This window comes from Xanthomonas sp. XNM01 (assembly GCF_014851915.1).
In the GTDB taxonomy this organism is placed as follows: Bacteria; Pseudomonadota; Gammaproteobacteria; order Xanthomonadales; family Xanthomonadaceae; genus Pseudoxanthomonas.
This window is the reverse complement of sequence record NZ_JACVAP010000006.1, coordinates 220,905-241,919: the sequence shown is the minus strand read 5'-3', so window position 1 is coordinate 241,919 and position 21,015 is coordinate 220,905. Positions and strand designations below refer to the sequence as shown.

At 70.8% G+C, this 21,015-nt stretch carries 18 protein-coding genes; 12 read left to right on the top strand and 6 right to left on the bottom strand.

Annotated elements, in window-relative coordinates:
- Positions 1-122 precede the first annotated feature (122 nt).
- Positions 123-965 carry a glycosyltransferase family 2 protein gene (locus IB242_RS18815; RefSeq protein WP_192283127.1) on the bottom strand — a complete coding sequence of 281 codons (843 nt, stop codon included), beginning with the start codon at positions 963-965 and terminating at the stop codon, positions 123-125.
- Between the two features lie 198 nt (positions 966-1,163).
- On the opposite strand from IB242_RS18815, the gene IB242_RS18810 reads away from it, so the two are divergent.
- Positions 1,164-1,994, top strand: a complete 831-nt coding sequence (locus IB242_RS18810; RefSeq protein ID WP_192283126.1) for a glycosyltransferase family 2 protein — start codon at positions 1,164-1,166, stop codon at positions 1,992-1,994.
- Between the two features lie 58 nt (positions 1,995-2,052).
- On the opposite strand, the gene IB242_RS18805 is transcribed toward IB242_RS18810, so the two are convergent.
- Positions 2,053-2,424 carry a hypothetical protein gene (locus tag IB242_RS18805; RefSeq protein WP_192283124.1) on the bottom strand — a complete coding sequence of 124 codons (372 nt, stop codon included), beginning with the start codon at positions 2,422-2,424 and terminating at the stop codon, positions 2,053-2,055.
- Positions 2,424-3,623, bottom strand: coding sequence for a fatty acid desaturase (locus tag IB242_RS18800; RefSeq protein ID WP_192283122.1), 1,200 nt, complete (start codon positions 3,621-3,623; stop codon positions 2,424-2,426). Before IB242_RS18800 ends, IB242_RS18805 begins: the two co-directional genes overlap by 1 nt.
- A gap of 134 nt (positions 3,624-3,757) precedes the next feature.
- On the opposite strand from IB242_RS18800, the gene IB242_RS18795 reads away from it, so the two are divergent.
- From IB242_RS18795 to IB242_RS18775, 5 genes are all read left to right on the top strand, one after another.
- A complete protein-coding gene (locus tag IB242_RS18795) occupies positions 3,758-4,594 on the top strand; it encodes an ATP-binding cassette domain-containing protein (protein WP_192283120.1) in 837 nt (278 codons plus the stop codon).
- A gap of 2 nt (positions 4,595-4,596) precedes the next feature.
- Positions 4,597-5,412 carry a bifunctional DNA-formamidopyrimidine glycosylase/DNA-(apurinic or apyrimidinic site) lyase gene (mutM, locus tag IB242_RS18790; RefSeq protein WP_192283111.1) on the top strand — a complete coding sequence of 272 codons (816 nt, stop codon included), beginning with the start codon at positions 4,597-4,599 and terminating at the stop codon, positions 5,410-5,412.
- Between the two features lie 320 nt (positions 5,413-5,732).
- A complete protein-coding gene (locus tag IB242_RS18785) occupies positions 5,733-6,299 on the top strand; it encodes an ECF-type sigma factor (RefSeq protein WP_192283109.1) in 567 nt (188 codons plus the stop codon).
- A gap of 21 nt (positions 6,300-6,320) precedes the next feature.
- Entirely contained in the window at positions 6,321-8,285 is a 1,965-nt protein-coding gene (locus IB242_RS18780) for a serine/threonine-protein kinase (protein ID WP_192283107.1), read from the top strand.
- A gap of 265 nt (positions 8,286-8,550) precedes the next feature.
- Positions 8,551-10,140, top strand: coding sequence for a glucan biosynthesis protein D (locus IB242_RS18775; RefSeq protein ID WP_192283105.1), 1,590 nt, complete (start codon positions 8,551-8,553; stop codon positions 10,138-10,140).
- A gap of 321 nt (positions 10,141-10,461) precedes the next feature.
- On the opposite strand, the gene IB242_RS18770 is transcribed toward IB242_RS18775, so the two are convergent.
- Both IB242_RS18770 and IB242_RS18765 read right to left on the bottom strand, forming a co-directional pair.
- A complete protein-coding gene (locus IB242_RS18770) occupies positions 10,462-11,079 on the bottom strand; it encodes a thymidine kinase (RefSeq protein WP_192283103.1) in 618 nt (205 codons plus the stop codon).
- Positions 11,080-11,110: 31 nt separating this feature from the next.
- The gene (locus IB242_RS18765) at positions 11,111-11,914 is read right to left on the bottom strand and encodes a hypothetical protein (protein ID WP_192283101.1); all 804 of its coding nucleotides are present in this window, start codon (positions 11,912-11,914) and stop codon (positions 11,111-11,113) included.
- Positions 11,915-12,009: 95 nt separating this feature from the next.
- Between IB242_RS18765 and IB242_RS18760 the strand changes: the two genes are divergently transcribed.
- Complete coding sequence (locus IB242_RS18760) at positions 12,010-13,986, top strand: UvrD-helicase domain-containing protein (protein ID WP_192283099.1); 1,977 nt, start codon at positions 12,010-12,012, stop codon at positions 13,984-13,986.
- Positions 13,987-14,038: 52 nt separating this feature from the next.
- A complete protein-coding gene (locus tag IB242_RS18755) occupies positions 14,039-14,566 on the top strand; it encodes a GNAT family N-acetyltransferase (protein ID WP_192283097.1) in 528 nt (175 codons plus the stop codon).
- Positions 14,567-14,706: 140 nt separating this feature from the next.
- Here IB242_RS18755 and IB242_RS18750 read toward each other — a convergent pair whose 3' ends face one another.
- Positions 14,707-15,369: a YceH family protein gene (locus IB242_RS18750; RefSeq protein ID WP_192283095.1), complete on the bottom strand. Its 663-nt coding sequence runs from the start codon at positions 15,367-15,369 to the stop codon at positions 14,707-14,709.
- Between the two features lie 148 nt (positions 15,370-15,517).
- Between IB242_RS18750 and IB242_RS18745 the strand changes: the two genes are divergently transcribed.
- The 4 genes from IB242_RS18745 to plsB all read left to right on the top strand — a co-directional run bounded on the left by IB242_RS18745 (position 15,518) and on the right by plsB (position 21,005).
- Positions 15,518-16,429 carry a 5'-nucleotidase, lipoprotein e(P4) family gene (locus tag IB242_RS18745; protein WP_192283093.1) on the top strand — a complete coding sequence of 304 codons (912 nt, stop codon included), beginning with the start codon at positions 15,518-15,520 and terminating at the stop codon, positions 16,427-16,429.
- Positions 16,426-17,157, top strand: coding sequence for an orotidine-5'-phosphate decarboxylase (pyrF, locus tag IB242_RS18740; RefSeq protein WP_192283091.1), 732 nt, complete (start codon positions 16,426-16,428; stop codon positions 17,155-17,157). Before IB242_RS18745 ends, pyrF begins: the two co-directional genes overlap by 4 nt.
- Positions 17,158-17,397: 240 nt before the next feature.
- Positions 17,398-18,390, top strand: a complete 993-nt coding sequence (locus tag IB242_RS18735) for a hypothetical protein (RefSeq protein ID WP_192283089.1) — start codon at positions 17,398-17,400, stop codon at positions 18,388-18,390.
- Positions 18,391-18,398: 8 nt separating this feature from the next.
- The gene (gene plsB / locus IB242_RS18730) at positions 18,399-21,005 is read left to right on the top strand and encodes a glycerol-3-phosphate 1-O-acyltransferase PlsB (RefSeq protein ID WP_192283087.1); all 2,607 of its coding nucleotides are present in this window, start codon (positions 18,399-18,401) and stop codon (positions 21,003-21,005) included.
- The last annotated feature ends 10 nt before the right edge of the window (positions 21,006-21,015 follow it).

Genomic DNA, 21,015 nt, shown 5'->3' with positions numbered 1-21,015 from the left:
TGAGGGTGGGCGATGCGCGGCATGTCGCCCGTGATGCTCACCAGGCGCGCCGCTGCATGCGCCAGCGCCGTGACACGGCCGCGCATCCGCACGACCACGCCGGACACCGCCCGTGGCCGCGCTCAGGCCTGGGCGGGTGCCGGGCCCTTCTCGATCCCGTATTCGGTCCAGGTCCGGCGGCTGCGGCGGGTCTCGTCGCGCAGCTGGCGGTTGAAGGCGATGCCCTCGGGCGTGACGTAGCCACGCGGGTGGTCCAGGTGCAGCACGACGGTGCGATGGCGGATCCGCCTGCCACGGATGCCCGCGTTCTCGAGCCGCTCGCCGAACTCGCGGTCCTCGCCGCCGTAGCGCATCCGTTCGTCGAAGCCGTTGACCGACAGCAGCTCATGCTTCCACCCGGACGCGCCATGCCCGTTCCAGCTGGCACGTGCCGGACTGACCAGGTCGAGCAGCCCGGCCAGGCGCGGCCCCGCGCTCAGCTTGAGGTCGCGACGCGAGGCCGGCATGCCGTGCGCGCGCAGCCACTCCACGTCGAAGCAGCGCCCGCTGACGATGTCGTCGTGGCCGATCGCCTGGCTCGTGGCCATCGGCAGCTTGTGGTAGCCGCCGGACAGGAATCGGCGGGGCGCACGCAGCCGCAGGTGGGTCTCGACGAAATCGCGCCGCGGGATGCAGTCGCCGTCGGTGAAGATCAGGTAGTCGCTGGCGCTGGATACCATCGCGCTGTTGAGCACCGTGCACTTGCGGAAGCCATCGTCCGGCTGCCAGACGTGGCGTACCGGCATCGGCAGGCGCGGGCGCAGGGCCTCGATCCGCTCGCGGGTCTGCTCGCCGCTGCCGTCGTCGGCGATGATCACCTCGAAATCCAGCCGGGTCTGCACCGAGAAGCCGACCAGCACCTTCTCCAGCCAGTCGGGCTGGTTGTAGGTGGTGAACACGACGCTGGCGACGGGTCGCTCGGACATGACACGCTCTGACGGAACAAGGCGCCGGATTTTAGCATTCGGCCACGTGCGGCCCGGCCGCACCGGCTCCGTGGCGGCCGGACCGCCAGGCCGGGCAATGCACGCTGGCCGCCGCCGTTCGCCAGGACGATCCCGGCATTTCTGGGACGGCGGCCCGGGCGCTGCTAGGCTTTCCGCCCCGGACCTTTCGATCTGCCCATGCCCGCTTCCGTCGCTCCCGGCCAGGCCACGCCCCTGTCGGCCTGCATCATCGCCTTCAATGAAGCCGACCGCCTGGCCGACTGCCTGAGCTCGCTTTCGTTCTGCGACGAGGTGGTGGTGGTCGATTCCGGCTCCACCGACGGCACACGCGAGCTGGCCGAGCGCATGGGCGCGCGGGTGCTGGTCCGCGCGTTCGACGGATTCCGCAGCCAGAAGCAGTTCGCCGTGGATCAGGCGCGCCACGACTGGGTGCTGTGCCTGGACGCGGACGAGCGGGTCGACCCGCAACTGCGCGCCTCGATCGAGCGGGAGCGCAACGCCGGTTTCAGCCGCGCCGCCGGCTACCAGTTCGCGCGGCTCTCGCAGTACTACGGCCGGTTCCTGCGCCGCGGCAACACCTACCCGGACCGGAAGATGCGCCTGTTCGACCGCCGCCGCGGCGGCTGGCGCGGCGAGCGCGAGATCCACGAAAAGGCGACCGTGAACGGTCCGGTGGTCACCCTCGAGGGCGACCTGCTCCACCTGCCGTACAGGTCGCTGGCCAATCTGCTGGACAAGAACCAGCGCTACGCCCGGATGATGGCCGAGTACGACTTCTCCCGCGGCAAGCGCGCCAGTCTGGCCCGGCTGGTGCTGTCGCCCTCCTGGCGCTTCTGGCGCGGCTACGTGCTGCGCCTGGGCTTCCTCGAGGGCTGGGCCGGCCTGGTGGAGGCGTATGTGGGCGCCAACTACGTGCGGCAGAAGGTGATCATGCTGTGGATGCTGCAGCGTGGACAGCCGCTGGTGGATCCGCCGCGCCCCGACCTCCAGGGCGGCGATCCGGAGTGAATGCCGAGACCAGGCGGCAGGCCGAACAACGTCCTGACTGGCACCCCGCGCAGCGGGGTCACAGCGGGGGTGCGGCCAGCTCCCGGGCGTCCAGATGGCCGTCGCGGTTGGTGTCCTGCCGATGGAAGCGCTCGACCAGACGCTGGCGGTGCTGGTCGCGGGTCAGCGGCGCGCCCTTGCCGCCCGGCTGTTCATCGGCGCTGAGGATGCCATCGCCATTGCGGTCCATCCGTTCGAAGGCGTAGCCCATCCAGGCCAGGTACTCGGCCAGCGAGACCCGGCCGTCGCCGTCGGCATCCATCCGTGCCAGATAGTCGGCCGTGCCCTGCACCTGCGCGACCGCGATCGCCGGCACCAGCAGGCACGCGCCCAGCAGCAGGCTCGACCGAGGTCGGGCCGCCCGATACACCGTGTGCGCCGTCGACCGCATCAGTGCGCCAGCGCGTAGCCCTTGAGGCGCGCCGAGTACTCCTGCAACGCACGGATGCCGCTGGCCTCGGCCTCGTGGCACCAGGCCTGCAGCTGGCGCAGGCGTTCGGCCGCATCGTGGCTGCGCGCTTCCAGCAGCGCCGACAGCCGGGCACGGTACTCGACCAGGGTCAGGATCCGCGGGCGCTGCGCGACCCAGTCGCGCAGCTGTTCGCGCGCGTCGGGCTTGAGCCAGCGGCCGTCGTCGACCAGGCCGCGGCGCATCCGCCGCGGCAGCAGCTGGCGCAGCTTCGCGCCCGCCGCGGCCGCCTCCTCGCGCAGTGCCGGCTTGAGCACGTTGCGCTGGTAGTCGGTCATGGCCTGGAACCGGTGCGACAGCAGCGCGCGCAGGGTTTCGGTATCGGGCACCGTGATGTTGGGGCGGATGTCCAGGCTCGGCGCCACGCGCAGCACCCGGGCCAGGCCCACCGTCTCCATCGCCTTGATCGCCGCCCAGCCGATGTCGAATTCCCAGCGCCGCATCGAAAAGCGCGCCGAACTCGGGAAGGCGTGGTGGTTGTTGTGCAGTTCCTCGCCACCGATCCAGACCGCCCACGGGGTGAGGTTGGTCGAAGTGTCGGCCGATTCGAAATTGCGATAGCCCCACCAGTGGCCGAGACCGTTGACCACACCGGCCGCCCAGAACGGGATCCACGCCATCTGGATCGCCCACAGCGCCACGCCGGGCAGGCCGAACAGCACGCCGTTGATCAGCAGCAGCGCGACCGGGCCGAGGTTGGCGTGGGGCGTGTACAGGTGCCGCTCGATCCAGTCCTCCGGTGCGCCCTTGCCGTACTGGGCGATGGAGGGCCGGTCGGTCCGCGCCTCGCGGTACAGCTCGACGCCGCGCCAGAACACGGTGCCGATGCCCTTGAACTGCGGGCTGTGCGGATCGTCCTCGGTTTCCACCTTCGCATGGTGCTTGCGATGGATGGCCACCCACTCGCGGGTGATCATCGAGGTGGTCAGCCAGGTCCAGAAGCGGAACATGTGCGCCACGGCCGGATGGAAATCCACGCCGCGATGGGCCTGGCTGCGGTGCAGGTAGAGGGTGACCGAGAAGATCGTCAGCTGGGTGAAGGCAAGCAGCACCAGCAGCATGCCCCACCAGCCCGGTGCGAGCAGGCCCCCGCTGAGGAGGTCGATCAGGGCGTCTGGCATGGTCGAACTCCCGCTGACGGTGCGGACCGGTCATCCGCGATGACGACATGATGGGGGCATCTGCGGCAAACTTCACCCGTCGCCCGCGTATGTCGTTCATGCGCCCACATCGCCCGCCGCCAGCCGTCCAGTCCATGTCCTTCGTCGCTGCACCGGTTGCCGCCGCGGCCACCCGCCCGCCCCTGATCGAGCTCGACCGCGCCAGCGTGATCCGCGGCCAGGTGCGCGTGCTGCACGAGCTGTCGCTGCGCATCGACCAGGGCCAGCACACCGCCCTGCTCGGCCCCAACGGCTGCGGCAAATCCACCCTGATCAAGCTGATCACCCGCGAGCTGTATCCACTGGCCCGCCCCGGCGACACGCCGCCGGTGCAGGTGATGGGCCAGGTCCGCTGGCAGGTCGACCGGTTGCGCTCGCAGCTGGGCATCGTCACCAGCGACTTCAGCGCCAACCTGGGCCAGCAGCCGGAGCTGACCGCCGAAGACGCGGTGCTCAGCGGCTTCTTCGCCAGTTTCGTGATCCCGCCGTTCCGCGAGGTCAGCGGCGACATGCGCATACGCGCCGCCGAAGCGCTGGCGATGACCGGCGCGCTGCCGCTGCTGCACCGGCGCTATGCGGAACTGTCGCTGGGCGAAACGCGCCGCGTGCTGATCGCCCGTGCCCTGGTCAACCGGCCGCAGGCGCTGCTGCTGGACGAGCCCAGCACCGGCCTGGACCTGGTCGCCCGCGGCCAGTTGCTGGCGATGCTGCGCGATCTGGCCCGGCGTGGCATCACCCTGGTGCTGGTCACCCACCATGTCGAGGAGGTCGTGCCGGAGATCGGCCGCGTCGTGCTGCTGCGTGGCGGCCGGGTGATCGCCGACGGCACCCGCGAGGACGTGCTGGCCACCGGCCCGCTGTCCGAGGCCTTCGGCGGCCCGATCCGGGTCTGGCACGAACACGACCAGTACCTCGCCACCGCGGTGACCTGACGATGCCTGAACTGCCCGAGGTCGAAACCACCCGCCGCGGCCTCGCCCCGCATGTGGAAGGCCGCGTGGTCGAGGCCGTGGTCCAGCGCCGCGATACGCTGCGCTGGCCGATTCCCGAGGCGATCGGCAGCGAACTGCCGGGCCAGCGCATCGCCGCGGTGCGTCGACGCGCCAAATACCTGCTGCTGGACACCGACGCCGGCGACAGCGCGCTGCTGCATCTGGGCATGTCCGGCAGCCTGCGCGTGCTGCCGTCGGACACGCCGGTGCGCGCGCACGACCATGTCGACCTGATGCTGGATTCGGACCGGGTGCTGCGCTTCAACGATCCACGCCGTTTCGGCTGTCTGCTGTGGCAGCCGGCCGGCACCCTGCACCCGCTGCTGGCCGAACTCGGCCCGGAACCGCTGTCGGACACGTTCCACGGCGACTACCTGTTCGCCCGCAGCCGCGGCCGCAGCGCGCCGGTGAAGACCTTCCTCATGGACCAGCGCATCGTGGTCGGTGTCGGCAACATCTACGCGGCCGAAAGCCTGTTCCAGGCCGGCATCGCGCCGACCCGGGCCGCCGGCAAGGTCTCGTGCGAGCGCTACGTCGCGCTGGCCGCGGCGGTGCGGCAGATCCTGCAATACGCGATCGGCCGCGGCGGCACCACGCTGCGCGATTTCATCAGCCCCGATGGCGCGCCCGGCTACTTCGAGCAGGAACTGTCGGTCTACGGGCGTGGCGGCCTGCCCTGCCCGCGCTGCGGCGGCGAACTGCGCGAGGCCAGCATCGGCCAGCGCGCCAGCGTCTGGTGCCCGCGCTGCCAGCGCTGAAGACAGCGTTGAAGACATCGTTCATGGTCCTGCTGCGCTTGCCGGCTGGGAGGCGTGCGATCCCCGGACGCACCGTCAGGAAGGCTGTCTGGCTTCACGCGGCAGTGGTGCGCAGACGGCCGCGATGGAAGGCGGCCGCTCATGCCCATGCATCGGCCGGACGCTGCGCGTGCTGCGGACGACCCCACGACCGACCCGGGCCGGGTTTCGAGCGTGCATCGACCACGCAGAAACCGGTTGGAAGCGGCCATTCCGGCGCGTTGCACCGGTCCGCCGACAACCGGCTATAGTCCGCCGCATCGCCGGTCGTGGAGAGGACGATGGCCGATGCACCCGACATCACCGTGTGGCTGGACGCCGCCCGCGGCGGAGACCGCGCCGCGCTGGACCGCGTGCTCGGCACGCTCTACCAGGAACTGCACACGCTGGCGCGCCGGCAGCTGTCGGGGCAGCAGGGCAACACGCTCGACGCGACGTCTCTGGTCCACGAGTCGTACCTGAAACTGGTCGGTAGTGGCGGTGGCGCGCGTTTCCAGGATCGCGCCCATTTCTTCGCCTACGCGGCCTCCGCGATGCGCAGCGTGGTCGTCGACCACGTGCGCAGCCGGATGGCGCGCAAGCGCGGCGGCGACCTGCGCCGCATCGCCGAGATTCCCGAAGAGGCCGAAAGCAGCCTGCGCCTGGACGAGAACCTGCTGGCCCTGGATGCCGCGCTGGAACAGCTGTCGGCGGTCGATGAACGCCTGGCCCGCGTGGTCGAACTGCGTTACTTCGCCGGTCTGTCGGAGCAGGAGATCGCCGAGCTGCTGCAGCGCTCCGAGCGCAGCGTGCGCCGCGACTGGCAGAAGGCGCGGCTGTTCCTGCTCGCGGCGATGCGCGAGGACTGAGACGACACCGGGCCCCGCGCGATGGACGCCGCCCGCTGGCATCGGCTCTCTCCGCTGCTCGACGGCCTGCTCGACCTGTGCGCCGACCAGCGCAGGCGACGCCTGGCCGCACTGGAGCTGCAGGATCCGGCGCTGGCCCGCGAACTCCAGGACGTACTGGCGCTGGAGCTCGGCCACGACGACTTCCTGCACGATCCGCTGCCCGGCCCGCGTGCCGGCGCCACGGCCGGCGCCCGGCTTGGCCCGTATCGACTCGAACGGCTGCTCGGCGAGGGCGGCATGGGCCAGGTCTGGCTGGCCACCCGTGCCGACGGGACCTCGCCACATCCGCTGGCGCTGAAGCTCCTGCGTGCCGGGTATGCCGATCCGCACCTGCGCGAACGCTTCTCGCGCGAGCGCGAGATCCTCGGCCGCCTGCGCCATCCGAACATCGCCGCGCTGGTCGATGCCGGCATCGGCAGCGACGACCAGCCCTATCTGGCGCTGGAATACGTCGACGGCGTGCCGCTCGGCGAGTACTGCGCGCGCAACGCGCTGCCGGTGGAGGCACGCCTGCGGCTGTTCCTGCAGGTCTGCGCCGCGGTCAGCCACGCGCATGCCAACCTGGTCGTCCATCGCGACCTGAAGCCGTCGAACATGCTGGTCGACCGGGATGGCCAGGTCCGCCTGCTGGATTTCGGCATCGCCACGCTGATCGAGGGCGCCGCCGACGTCCGCTGCGAGGTCCGCGCCTTCACCCTGCACTACGCCGCGCCCGAGCAGATCCGGGGCGAGCCGGCAGGCACGCTGACCGATGTCTACGCGCTGGGCGTGGTGCTGTACGAACTGCTGGCCACCGACAAGCCGTACCGGTTGCGGCGCGAGAGCGATGCCGAATGGGAGCGCTCGATCCTCGACGTCGTCCCGGTTGCGGCATCGGCCGCGGTGCAACGGCTGGCCGACACGGGCCGGCTCGCACCGCGCGCGGCGCGACGTCTGGCACGCCAGCTGCGCGGCGACCTGGACGCCATCCTGATGCGGGCACTGCAGAAGCCGCCCCGGCAGCGGTATGCGTCGGTCGAGGCGCTGGCGCTGGACCTGCAGCGCCACCTGGAGGGGTCGCCGGTGCACGCGCGGCCCGCCCGGCCAGGCTATCGCCTGTACTGCTACCTGCGGCGGCATCGCTGGGGAAGCGCGCTGGCCGGCGTCGGCATCGTGTTGCTGCTGTCCGCAGCGTGCGTGTCGCTGTGGCAGGCGCATGCCGCGCGCGACGACGCGACGCGGGCCCGGGTCATGCAGCGCCTGGTGACCGGCCTGCTCGACCCCGATGCCGCCGGCAACCGGCATGCCCGCACGGCGGCCCTGCTGGCGGCGACCGCGCGTGGCGAAGCCGAACTCGCCGACCGTCCCGAAGCGCGGGCCGAACTGCTCGGCGTTGCCGCCAGCCTGGCACTGGCTGCCGGCGACCACGCGCAGGCGTTGTCCCTGGCGACGCGGCAGCAGGCCCTGCTCGACACCCGCCGCGATGCGTCCGACCAGGCGCTGCTCGACGCAGCGACGCTGCATGCGCGGCTGCTGCGCGGAGCGGACCCGCCTGGACGCTGTCTCGCGCGCCTGCAGCCGCTGCAGACGGTGGCCCGACGAGCAGAAGCCACCGAGCCGCGGGCCGTCGCCGATTTCCACCTCGAGGCCGGGCGCTGCCTGCAGGCGCTGGGCGAGCCGATGCCGGCACGACGCCGGATCGAGCAGGCCCTGGCGCTGCGCCGCGAGCGCCTCGGCGACGACGACGGCACCGCCGAGGCGCTGCTGGCGCTGGCCACGCTCGACAACGACGCCGGCCAGCACCTCGCTGCCGCACAGCGTCTGGAACAGGCCCGCCAGGTGCTGCACCGTGTCGACCAGCCGCGACAGGCGGTGCTGTCCGCCCTCCAGCAGCAGGGCGACCGGCTGCGCGTGCAGCAGGATGCGCGCGCGGCGGCGACCCGGCCGGCCGCTGCGCCGCCCTGACCGCGCCGCGTGGCGCATGCCCTCCCATCGGCGATGGCCACGACGCCGGCCGATCCGCCCGCAACAGCACAAGCAGCCCGGCAACGTGGCCGGGGCCGGACGCCGCCGCCGCACGACGGCACCCATCCCGGCACCGGTCATCGCAGGCTGCCAGCGCCGGTGCCTGAACGCGTCCCGGACGAACGTGAACGCGGACGCGTGCGTCGACAGCGCCGGCAGGGTCTGAATGCTTAAGATGGCGCCGCCTCCCACCCAAGACCGCGCCATGCAACGACGCCAGTTCCTGACCCGCGCCGCCGGCGCCTTCGCGGCCCTCGGCCTGCCGCTGCCGCTCCTCGAAGCCATCGCCAGTCCCAAGCCGCTGGGCCGCCGCCACGCCTTCGATTACGCCTGGCTCAAGGGCCAGGCACGGCACTTGGCCAGCCAGGCCTACCAGGCACGCAGCGAGACGCTGCCGTCCGCGGTGAGCGCGCTGGACTGGGACCAGTACCAGTCGATCGGCTTCCGCCAGGATCACGCGCTGTGGAGCGATGTCGCCGACGCGCGCATGCAGGCCAAGTTCTTCCACCTGGGCCTGTACTTCAAGAAGCCGGTGCACATGTACGAGGTCGCCGACGGCCAGGCGCAGGAACTGGCCTACGACCCGGCGATGTTCGACTACGGCCGCAGCGGCCTGGCCGGCAAGCGGCTGCCGGCCGATCTGGGCTTCGCCGGCTTCCGCCTCAACGGCGCCGACGACACCCAGCGCGACTTCGCCGCCTTCCTCGGCGCCAGCTATTTCCGCGCGGTCGGCGAGACGATGCAGTACGGCCTGTCCGCGCGCGGCCTGGCAATCGACACCGGCATGCCGCGGCCGGAGGAATTCCCCGACTTCACCGCGTTCTACCTGGAGCGTCCGGAACCGGGTTCGAACACGCTGGTGGTGTACGCCCTGCTCGATTCGCCCAGCGTCGCCGGCGCCTACCGTTTCGCGATCACCCGCGGCGAGCCGCTGCTGATGGACATCGACGCCGCGCTGTACCCGCGCAGGGAGATCGAGCGGCTGGGCATCGCCCCCTGCACCAGCATGTACCAGGTCGGCGAGAACGACCGCCGGATGGACTGGGACTGGCGCCCGGAGATCCACGACAGCGACGGCCTGGCGATGTGGACCGGCAGCGGCGAGTGGATCTGGCGCCCGCTCGGCAACCCCGAGCACCTGCGCTTCAACGCCTTCGCCGACGAGAACCCGCGCGGCTTCGGCCTGCTCCAGCGCGACCGCGACTTCGACCATTACCAGGACGACGGCGTGTTCTACGAGAAGCGCCCGAGCCTGTGGGTCGAACCCAAGCACGGCTGGGGCAAGGGCAGCGTGCAGCTGGTCGAGATCCCGACCGTGGACGAGACCTTCGACAACATCGTCGCGTTCTGGAACCCGGAGCAGAAGCCGCAGCCGGGCGAGGAACACCTGATCGGCTACCGCCTGTACTGGGGCGACGATGCGCCCGCGCGCCCGCAGCTGGCGCACTGCGTGGCCTCGCGCACCGGCCTGGGCGGTGTCATCGGCAAGAAGCGCGACTACTTCTCGTGGCGCTTTGCGGTCGATTTCGAAGGCGGCGAACTGCCCGCCCTGCTCAAGGCCGGCGCCACGGTCGAGGCCGTGATCGAAAGCTCGCGCGGCCGGGTCGAGACCGTGTCCGCGCGGCCACTGCACGCGATCGACGGCTACCGCGCGATGTTCGACATCGTGCCGCCGGACGACAGCACCCGCCAGATCGATCTGCGCCTGTACCTGCGCCACGCAGGCCGCGCATTGACCGAGACCTGGCTGTACCAGTGGAATCCGCCGCCGCCAGACAAGCGCACGCTGTACTGATCGCGGCCGACCGGTGGCCACCGTGGCCGCCGGTCGAGTGCAGCCCGCTGCGATCGAACGGCGGCCGCGGACAAGGTCTGCTCCGCCGGTGGCGAGCGTGTGAGCAACCGCGACAGCATTCCACCGGGACGGACGCGGCGGCTGACGCCGGTCCTTCTCTCCACCGGGGGCGAGCGCTGCGAACGCCGGCCTCCCGGATGGCAGGCACCGACTCCGGGAAGAGACGGGCGCAGCCCTTGCGCCGACAAGGGCACGCAAACGATGGCCGCAATCGCGCCATGCGCCCGGCGACGGTGAAGGCCGTCGTCGGCGGACCTGCTGCTACAGCAGCGGCGCCTGCAACGGCGCGACCACGCCTTCGCCGCGCATCACCTTCTTGAACTCCGGGCGGCTGACCGAGATGTAGCGCTCGTTGCCGCCGATCTCGACCTGCGGCCCGTCCTGCACCGCATGTCCCTGCGCATCGACACGCACGTTCATCGTCGCCTTCTTGCCGCTGTGGCAGATGGTCTTGATCTCGTGCAGCTCGTCGGCCCAGGCCAGCAGGTACTGGCTGCCCTCGAACAGTTCGCCGCGGAAGTCGGTGCGCAGGCCGTAGCACAGCACCGGGATGCGCAGCCGGTCGACCACCTCGCTCAGCTGCCAGACCTGGCTGCGGCTCAGGAACTGCGCTTCGTCGACCAGCACGCAGCCCAGTGGCCCGTGGTCGCGCAGGTCGTGCTCGACCAGCCGCTCCAGGTCGGTGTCGCGCTCGAAGGCGGTGCCCTCGGCGCGCAGGCCGATCCGCGAGGCGACCACGCCCTTCCCCGCGCGGTCGTCAAGCCGCGGGGTCAGGATCAGCGTGCGCATGCCGCGCTCGCGGTAGTTGTGCGCGGACTGCAGCAGGGTCGTGGTCTTCCCGGCGTTCATCGCCGAGTAGTAGAAGTAGAGCTTGGCCATCGGCGCATGTTAAGCGAGCGCAGCCGGGGCGTTAAGGCGTTTTTCCGGCCGGGGGGGACTGCGTGGCCGGTGGTACCTGTTTCACATCACCGACGCTGACCATCGCCCTCAACTGGGGCCCAAGAGCCTCCTTCCACTGGAGGTCCTGCTGCTTGAAGTACTGCTCGGGCCGCCAAAGCCTGGGCGCGTAAAACGTACTGCCAGGGATGGTAGCGATCGGCACCAGCGTAGTGTCGTCGCTCGCAGTTGGCGCACCGGATCCGCTTCCCGGAGCAGGTGCGACGATAGTCAGGCCGATTCCTGACCCTGTACGGCTGCCAGTGACGTCACGCATCGCCCGGCGCAGCACCCGCGCCAACCGCGCCTGTGCGACTTCGTCACCGTAACGCGCGTACACGCCGGCACCCTCTGCGAGGGCTGACTCTCTTTCTTCTGCGGACAGCTGGCTCCAGTACGCCTCACGCAGTTCCAGCAACTCGGGATAGCCTCGCTCCGCAGCTAGGTCTATCCACGCATACGCCAAGGGCCTGTCCCGCTGACGCCCGAATGCACCTCTCCAGTATGCATCCGCGATGACCGCCTGGGACGCCTTGTCGGAATAGAAGGCCGCACGCTCCAAGGCACGCAACCCCCGGGCCTCCTGTCCCCGGTGCAGAAGATCCAGACCCAAGTGCCGGTAAAGAATATCCGGGTGTTTGTTCAGAAATCCCGCAGACTGCATGTCATCGGTCACAGGAGTGCTTCGTGCCTCGTTCGCAAGCGAATTGACCGGCAGGACAAGCGTTCCACCCAGTGCAAGAAACAGAAACCCGGGAAGCAGGCATTTCACGTCCATGGAGCCTCCATACTCGTCAGGTGGTTGGACGGTAGCACGATCCTTTCGCGGTCGGGGCTCGCTAGAATGACGCCGCTCCCGTCCCCGACCGACCGATGCACGGCCTCAATCCCCCCCAGAAAGCCGCCGTCCTGCACACCGAGGGCCCGCTGCTGGTGCTGGCCGGCGCCGGCAGCGGCAAGACCCGCGTGATCGTGGAGAAGATCGCCCACATGATCGGCACCGGCCGCTACCCGGCCAAGCGGATCGCGGCGATCACCTTCACCAACAAGTCCGCCAAGGAAATGCGCGAGCGCGTGGCCAAGCGGATCCGCGGCGACGCGGCCGACGCGCTGACCATCAGCACCTTCCACTCGCTGGGGCTGAAGTTCCTGCAGATCGAACACGCCGCGGCCGGGCTCAAGCGCGGCTTCTCGATCTTCGATGCCGACGATGCGGCCGCGCAGATCAAGGACCTGATGTCCGGGGCCAAGCCCGACGCGATCGAGGACATGAAGAACCTGGTGTCGCGGGCCAAGAACGCCGGCCTGTCGCCGGAACAGGCGCTGGCGATGGCGCGCAGCCACCGCGAGCTGGAGGCCGCGTCGGTCTACGAGCGCTACCAGGCGCGGCTGGCCAGCTTCAACGCGGTCGACTTCGACGACCTGATCCGGCTGCCGGTGCAGATCCTCGAGGAGAATCCGGAGATCACCCTGGCCTGGCGCGAGCGCATCGGCTACCTGCTGGTCGACGAATGCCAGGACACCAACGACTGCCAGTACCGGCTGCTGAAGGCCATCGCCGGCGAGCGCGGCAACTTCACCTGCGTGGGCGACGACGACCAGTCGATCTACGCCTGGCGCGGCGCCAACCCCGAGAACCTGGCGCAGATGGGCAAGGACTACCCGGCGCTGGAGATCATCAAGCTGGAGCAGAACTACCGCTGTTCCAACCGGGTGCTGCGCGCGGCCAACGCGCTGATCGCGCACAACCCGCACGATCACCTGAAGACGCTGTGGAGCGACCAGGCCGATGGCGAGCGCATCCGCGTCTGGGAATGCCGCGACAGCGAGCACGAGGCCGAGAAGGTCGCCGCCGAGATCAGCTTCATCGCCACCGCCAGGCAGGCGCCGTGGAGCGATTTCTGCGTGCTGTTCCGCGGCAACTTCCAGTCGCGACCGCTGGAAAAGGCCATGCAGCTGATGCGGGTGCCGTACTACCTGACCGGCGGCACGGCGTTCCTCGACCGCCAGGAAGTGAAGGACGTGCTGTCCTGGCTGCGCGTGGTCGCCAACCCGGACGACGATGCCGCCTTCCTGCGCGCGGTGCAGACGCCCAAGCGCGAGGTCGGCGCGGCCTCGCTGGCGCGGCTGGCCGAACTGGCCTCGGCCAAGGACATGCCGATGTCGCGCGCGGCCGAGTCGATGGGTGCGCTGCAGCAGTTGCCGGCCCGCGCGGCCAACGGCCTGAGTGCGTTCAACGACATCATGCGCGACCTGCGCGAACAGGCCAGCCAGATGACCGCGGCCGACCTGGTCCGGCGCCTGGTGGAACGCTCGGGCCTGCTCGACGAGCTGCGCAGCCAGAGCAAGGACCACGCCGGCTTCGAGCGCCGCCGCGGCAACCTGGAGGAACTGGCCAGCTGGTTCGAGGGCGGCCCGCGCGGCGCCAGTGCCGGCGACCTGGCCGCGCAGCTGGCGCTGATCTCGCGCAACGACAAGGACGACGCCGGCAACCAGGTGCGGATGATGACCATGCACGCGTCCAAGGGCCTGGAGTTCCGCTACGTGTTCATCGTCGGCTGCGAGGACGGCGTGCTGCCGCACGAGGTCAGCCTGGACGAGGGCAACCTGCAGGAGGAACGGCGCCTGCTGTACGTGGGCATCACCCGCGCCAAGGAGCGGCTGTGGATGAGCTACAGCAAGCTGACCCGGCGCTTCGGTGAGGCGATCCGGCTCAAGCCCAGCCGCTTCTTCGACGAACTGCCCGGCGAGGAACTGCAGCGCGACGGCGCCGACCCGGTCGCCGATGTCGAGCACAAGCAGGAACGCGCCAAGGCCGGACTGGCCGCGATCCAGGCGCTGTTCGATTGACCACGCGCCCGGCCGCGGCGACGCTGCCGGGCAGCCCGCCGGAACTCTCGCCATGGCCGATGCGCCGCTGCTGACCGCCCGCCTGCGCCTGCGCCCGCTGCATCCCCTGCATGACGCGGCGGCGATGCTGGCCCTGCTCAACGATCCGGGCTTCCTGCGCGGCATCGGCGACCGCCACGTGCGCACCGAGGAACAGGCCCGCGACTACCTGCACGACTGGGCCGCCGGACACCGCGCCCGGCACGGCTTCGCCCACTGGGCGGTGGAGACCCACGCCGGCGACTTCGTCGGCACCGCCGGCCTGCTGTGCAAGGAGGGCCTGCCCGCGCCGCACGTCGGCTACGCCCTGCTGGAAGCGCAGCGCGGCCGTGGCTATGCCGAGGAGGCCACCCGCGCCGTGCTCGGGCACGCGCACGACGTGCTCGGGCTGCGCCACGTCTGTGCGATCGTGGACCACGACAACGCCGCCTCGATCCGGTTGCTGGAAAAACTCGGCATGCAGCGCGACGGCGATCTGGTGCTGCCGGACCTGCCGGTGCTGGCGTTCTACGTGCTCAGGCTGGACGTCCCGGCGGACTGAGGCACGGACGCGCCCCTGCTTCCCACGTCCGCGCAGCGCACGGCAGACGGTGGCCAGGCGCACGATCCGTCGTGGTGCACGGGACCACGCCGCGACGATGAAGCACGGATGCTCGCAGCCCCGCATCCGCGGGCATCGGTTCAGCCGCCCTGTGCCTCGCGCAGCGCCGCCAGTTGCGCCTGCAGTTCGGCCACGGCCGCTTCCAGCTGTTCGACGCGCTCGGCCAGGCCGGCAGCCGCGCCGCCATCGGACGCGGCACCGGCACTGGACGATGCATAACGCGCCGCCAGCATCGCGCCATCGACCTCGCCACACAGCAGGTGCACGTAGCGGTCCTCGCGCTGGCCGGCACCGCGCGGCAGCACCTGCACCAGCGCGCGCTGCTGCAGCCGCTCCAGGCCGTGACGGATCTCCTCCATGTCGGCGAAACGGTGCAGGCGCTCGCTGCGCGCCAGCAGCTCGCCGCCGGTCTGCGGGCCGCGCAGCATCAGCAGGGCCAGCAGCACGGTCTGCTGCCGGGTCAGGTCCAGCTTCGCCTGCAGCCGGTGCTCGTAGCGTTCGGCGCGCGAGGAATAGTGCTGCCGCGCCAGGCCCAGCGTCTCCAGCTGCCGCAGCGCGTGCTGCACGCTGCCCTGGTCGATGCTCATCACCGGCTCGCGCGCGGTCTTCTGGTTGGCGGCCGACTGCGCCGCATTGATGGTCAGCGGGTAGACGTCCGGCGTGGTCGCTTCCTTCTCGACCAGGCAGCCCAGCACGCGGGCCTGGACGGCATCGAGGACGGGGCGTTCGGCGGTGTCGGACATGGGGTCTCGCTGCAGTCGGTTCCGGGCGCGCAGGATACCGGCAGCGCGCGCCGCAGCGGCACCCGGGACGGGCGCGCGACCGCGTGCGGCCACCCCCGCCGTCGCCAGCCGCTACACTTTCACCCCTCTTTCGCACTGACGGAATGCCGTGTCCGCCCTTCGACCGCTCCTGCTCGGCGCCTGCGTGGCGCTCGCCCTGACCGCCTGCAAACAGACCTCCACCCCGGCCGACGATGCCAGCGCCGGCCCCGCAGCGGCCGCCCCGGCCGCGCCGGCCGCCGCGTCCAACGCGGACGACAACCTCAACGCCGTGCTCTGGGTGCAGCGCTCGACCGAGTACCAGGCGACCACGATCCAGACCTACCGTACCGCCGCCGACCGCCTCGACCAGGCGCTGGCCGAGCCGAACTGGGACGCGCTGGTCCCCGGCGAGCGCGATGCCGAACACACCGGCCTGAAGCCGGCGGTGATCCTGGACATCGACGAGACCGTGCTCGACAACTCGCCCTATCAGGCGCGCCTGGTCCGTGACGGCCTGGAGTACGACGAGGTCACCTGGGACCAGTGGGTCGCCGAGAAGAAGGCCAGGCCGGTCCCCGGCGTGCTCGACTTCGCCCGCGCCGCCACCGCAAAGGGCGTGACCCTGCTGTACATCTCCAACCGCGCTGTGCACCTGAAGGAGGCCACCTTGGCCAACCTGCGCGAGGCCGGCCTGCCGGTCGCCGACGACAGCGTGTTCCTCGGCCTGGGCACCGTGGTCCCGGGCTGCGAGCAGCACGGCAGCGAGAAGGATTGCCGGCGCAAGCTGGCCGGCCAGCAGTACCGGGTGCTGATGCAGTTCGGCGACCAGCTGGGCGACTTCGTCCAGGTCACCGTCAACACGCCCGAGGGCCGTGCCCAGCTGATGGACGAGTACGGCGACTGGTTCGGCGAGCGCTGGTGGATGCTGGCCAACCCGACCTACGGCTCCTGGGAGCCGGCCGCGTTCAACAACGACTGGTCGCAGCCACGCGAGGCACGCCGCCAGGCCAAGCGCGACGCGCTGGACGTGGCCCCGTGAGCCGCGCCCCGCTCGCGCTGAGCCCGGAAGAGCGGCTGATCTTCGCGCTGGACGTGCCCGGCCGCGCGCAGGCGCTGGAGTGGATCGACCGGCTCGGCGACAGCGTGCGCTTCTACAAGATCGGCATGGAACTGCTGGCCTCGGGCGAGTATTTCCAAGTGCTCGACGCGCTGGCGCAGCGGGACAAGCGGGTCTTCGTCGACCTGAAGTTCTTCGACATCCCGGCCACCGTGGCTGGGGTGATCCGCGGCCTGGGCCGCTGGCCGGTCAGCTACTGCACCATCCACGGCTGGCACCCGGCGATGATGCAGGCGGCGGCCGAGGCCAATGCGGCCAACGCCGACATGCGCCTGCTGGCGGTCACCGTGCTGACCTCGATGGACGGTAGCGATCTCAAATCCATGGGCATCGACGGCGAACCCGAGGCCATCGTCGTCGAACGCGCGCGCGCCGCGCAGGCCGCCGGCATCGACGGGGTGATCTGCTCGGGGCTGGAAGCCGCGCCGATCAGGCAGGCCACCGGCGCCGGTTTCTCAATCGTCTGCCCCGGCATCCGACCCGGCGGCCCGGTCGGCGACGACCAGAAGCGCAGCGTGGGCGTCGCCCAGGCCTTCGCCGACGGCGCCGATGCGATCGTGGTCGGACGGCCGATCCGCAATGCCGCCGATCCGCGTGCGGCGGCGCTGGCGATCCAGGACGAGATCCGGAAATCGACCAATAATCAATGATTTGAACGATATTTCTTGAAGTGTTGCATCAAGTGTTGTGAGGCGTTAGGATGCCGCCGTCCGATCGATGGTCGGCACGTGCCACACCACGTATGTCCTCCGGCTCCGGCCGGATTCGGGGAGGCCACTGGCCTCCTTTTTTTATGACCGGCCGGTGCACGGACATCGGGGCCGTGGTTGAACTGTCACCGCGCCAGCGGCGACACTCCGGCCGGGGAGACGAATCCGGACGCCCGATCCATGCACCGAACCCGCCTCGCATGCCAGGCGACGGGCCGCAGGCCGCTGCCCTGGCGGCCCCTGCTGCTCAGCGCCCTCCTGCTGCTGGCCGCCTGTGGCCGCAGCGACGCTCCGCCGGAACTGCCCGGCGCGGCCACCGAACCGGCCGGCGCCGTCCGCCTGCTGGCCGGACACCTGCAGCGCAACGATCTGGTCGCCTTCGCCCGCGACGCCCTGCCGGAGGCCGAGCGCAACCAGCTGGCCGCCGCCTGGGCCGAAGACCGCAGCCGCTGGCCGCTCACCGAGCTGCCGCTGGAAGACCGGATCGCGCCGGTGCTGGCCACGCTGGCCGCCGACGGCGCCGAGCAGGGCCTGCAGCGCGAGTTCGACCGCCAGCTGGGCGGGCAGGACGCGGCCCTGCGTGACGCCGCACGCTCGCTGGGCCTGTTCGGCACCCAGTACCTGCGCCAGCAGGGCGACTACAGCGACGAAGAGCGCGCCCACTACACCCAGGTGGTCGAGGCCCTGAGCGGCTGGGCGGCCAGGGCCCCACTCGGCAGCCGCAAGCACGCCCACGAGGCGATCGCCCGACTGGCCGCCGCCGCGCGCGCGACCGGACTGGGCAGCGAGGACGACCTGCGCCGGGCCGGCATGGAAGACACCCTGCGCCGGCTCGGGCCGTTCCTGGCCGACACCAAGCAGGTCGCGGCCGAGTACGGCCTGGACCTGGACCGCAGCCTGGCCGACCTGCGCACCGGCCTGGTCGAGCAGCAGGGCGACCGGGCCACGGTCCGCATCCACTACCCGCTGGGCGATGCCGAGATCGACACGGTGGTCAGCCTGACCCGGCGCGACGGCCGCTGGTACCTGAGCGACTACCTGGCCCACGCCGCCGATCTGCTGGCCGAGCCCGACGGCGGCGCGGCGCTGCCGGACGGCCTGCCGGCACCGCCGCCCCCCGGACTGCCGCCACCACCGGACGATCAGGCGCCGGAACCGGCCGCTGGGCGATAATCGCGCCCATGTCTGAACAGAACTCCCTGCCGTTCCCCGACGGCCAGCCGTCCGGCACCGCCGTCCCGCCACCCCCGGCCTCGCCACCGCCGGCCGGACCGGCGTCCCGCGCCACGGCCAAGCGCCCGCTGTGGGCCCGCCTGCTCGGCCGCCTGGCCGACCCGTGGCTGGACCTGAAGCTGGAACCGGCCGACCTCGGCGGCCGCAGCGTCGACGACGCGCGGCCGGTCTGCTACGTGCTCGAGGACTACGGCCTGTCCAATGCCCTGATCCTGGACAAGGCCTGCCGCCAGGCCGGCCTGCCCTCGCCGCTGGTGCCGCTGCCGGGCGACCTGCTGGGCCGCAAGCGCGCCTACGTGGCGCTGTCGCGGCGCAACGCCAGCCCGCTGATCCCCGACCAGCGCCCGATGGCGCGCACCCACTCCGACTCGCTCGCCCGCCTGCTGCAGGCGCACCGCGCCCAGCCCGGGCTGGACGTGCAGCTGGTGCCGGTGTCGATCTTCGTCGGGCGCGCGCCCGACCGGCAGAGCGGCTGGTTCTCGGTGCTGTTCTCGGAAAACTGGGCGCTGGTCGGCCGCTTCCGCCGGCTGCTGGCGATCCTGCTCAACGGCCGCGACACCCTGGTGCGCTTCGCCGAGCCGATCTCGCTGCGCGACAACGTCGACGAAGGTCTGCCGCCCGAGCGCACGGTGCGCAAGATCTCGCGGGTGCTGCGCGCCCACTTCCGGCGGATCCGCGCCGCGATCATCGGCCCCGACCTGTCCACCCGGCGCCTGCTGGTGGACAAGGTGCTGGCGGCCGACACGGTGCGCGAGGCGATCGCCGACCAGGCCCGCCGCGACCAGAGCAAGCCGGCCGACGCCTGGCGCAAGGCGCATGCCTACGCCTGGGAGATCGCCGCGGACTATTCGCACCCGGTGGTGCGCTCGGCCAGCTTCATCCTGACCCCGATCTGGAACCGGATCTACCGCGGCGTGCTCGTCCACCACCTGGACAAGCTGAAGGAGGCAGCACCGGGCCACGAAGTGGTCTACGTGCCCAGCCACCGCAGCCACATGGACTACCTGCTGCTGTCCTACCTGCTGTACGACCGCGGCATCGTGCCGCCGCACATCGCCGCCGGCATCAACCTCAACCTGCCGGTGGTCGGCACCATCCTGCGCAAGGGCGGCGCGTTCTTCATGCGCCGCAGCTTCCGCGGCAACCCGCTGTACTCGGCGGTGTTCACCGAATACGTCGCCCAGCTGGTCTCCGGCGGCTACTCGCTGGAGTACTTCATCGAAGGCGGGCGCTCGCGCACCGGCCGCCTGCTGCAGCCCAAGGGCGGCATGATCGCGATGACGGTGCGCGCCTTCCTGCGCCAGCCGACCCGCCCGGTGCTGTTCCAGCCGGTCTACATCGGCTACGAGAAGCTGATGGAGGGCAACAGCTATCTGGACGAGCTGTCCGGCAAGGCCAAGACCAAGGAATCGATCTGGTCGCTGCTGTGGGGCATCCCCAAGGTGCTGCGCAGCAACTACGGCCAGGTGGTGGTGAACTTCGGCGAGCCGATCCACCTCAGCGCGATGCTCGGCGAGCACGCGCCGTCCTGGGACGGCCGGCCGCTGGCCGAGGACCAGAAGCCGTCCTGGCTGGCCGACACCGTCGACACGCTGGCCCAGAACATCCAGATCCGGATCAACGCGGCCGCCGACGTCAATCCGATCAACCTGCTGGCGCTGGCGCTGCTGTCCACGCCCAAGCACGCGATGGGCGAAGGCGACCTGCTGGCGCAGATCGCGCTGTCCAAGAAGCTGCTCGCCGAGATGCCGTATTCGGACCGGGTCACGATGACCCCGCACAGCCCCGAGGAGATCATCGCCCACGGCGAGGAGATCGGCGTGCTGCGACGGACCGCGCATCCGCTCGGCGACGTGCTCAGCGTCGATGGCGACACCGCGGTGCTGCTGTCCTACTTCCGCAACAACGTCGTGCACCTGTTCACCGCGTCGTCGTGGATCGCCTGCTGCTTCCAGCACAACCGGCGCATGAGCCGGCGCACCCTGGTGCGGCTGGGCCGTTCGGTCTACCCGTTCCTGCAGGCCGAACTGTTCCTGCCGTGGAGCGAGGACGAGTTCGCGCAGCGCATCGAGCGCTTCGCCGATGCCTTCGTCCAGGAAGGCCTGCTGCTGCAGGTCAACGACGACGAGGACGGCTACCTGCAGCGCAACCAGGGCCAGAGCGACGAGGTGTTCCGCCTGCGCGCCATCGGCCACACCCTGCAGCAGGCGTTCGAGCGCTACTACATCGCGATCTCCGTGCTGGTGAAGAACGGTCCCGGCACGCTCGGTGCGGCCGAACTGGAAAGCCTGTGCCAGCTCGCCGCCCAGCGCCTGAGCCTGCTGTACGCGCCGGCGGCGCCGGAGTTCTTCGACAAGAGCCTGTTCCGCAGCTTCATCCAGAAGATGCGCGAGCTGCGCCTGGTCTGGCCGGACGAGAACAGCAAGCTGCTGTTCGACGAGCGTCTCGACGCCTGGGCCAAGGATGCCAAGGTGATCCTGGGCCGCGAACTGCGGCACACGATCGAGCGGGTGAGTCCGGAAGCGGCGCGGCCGGAGGCGGCCATCCAGGAATGACCGGATGCCG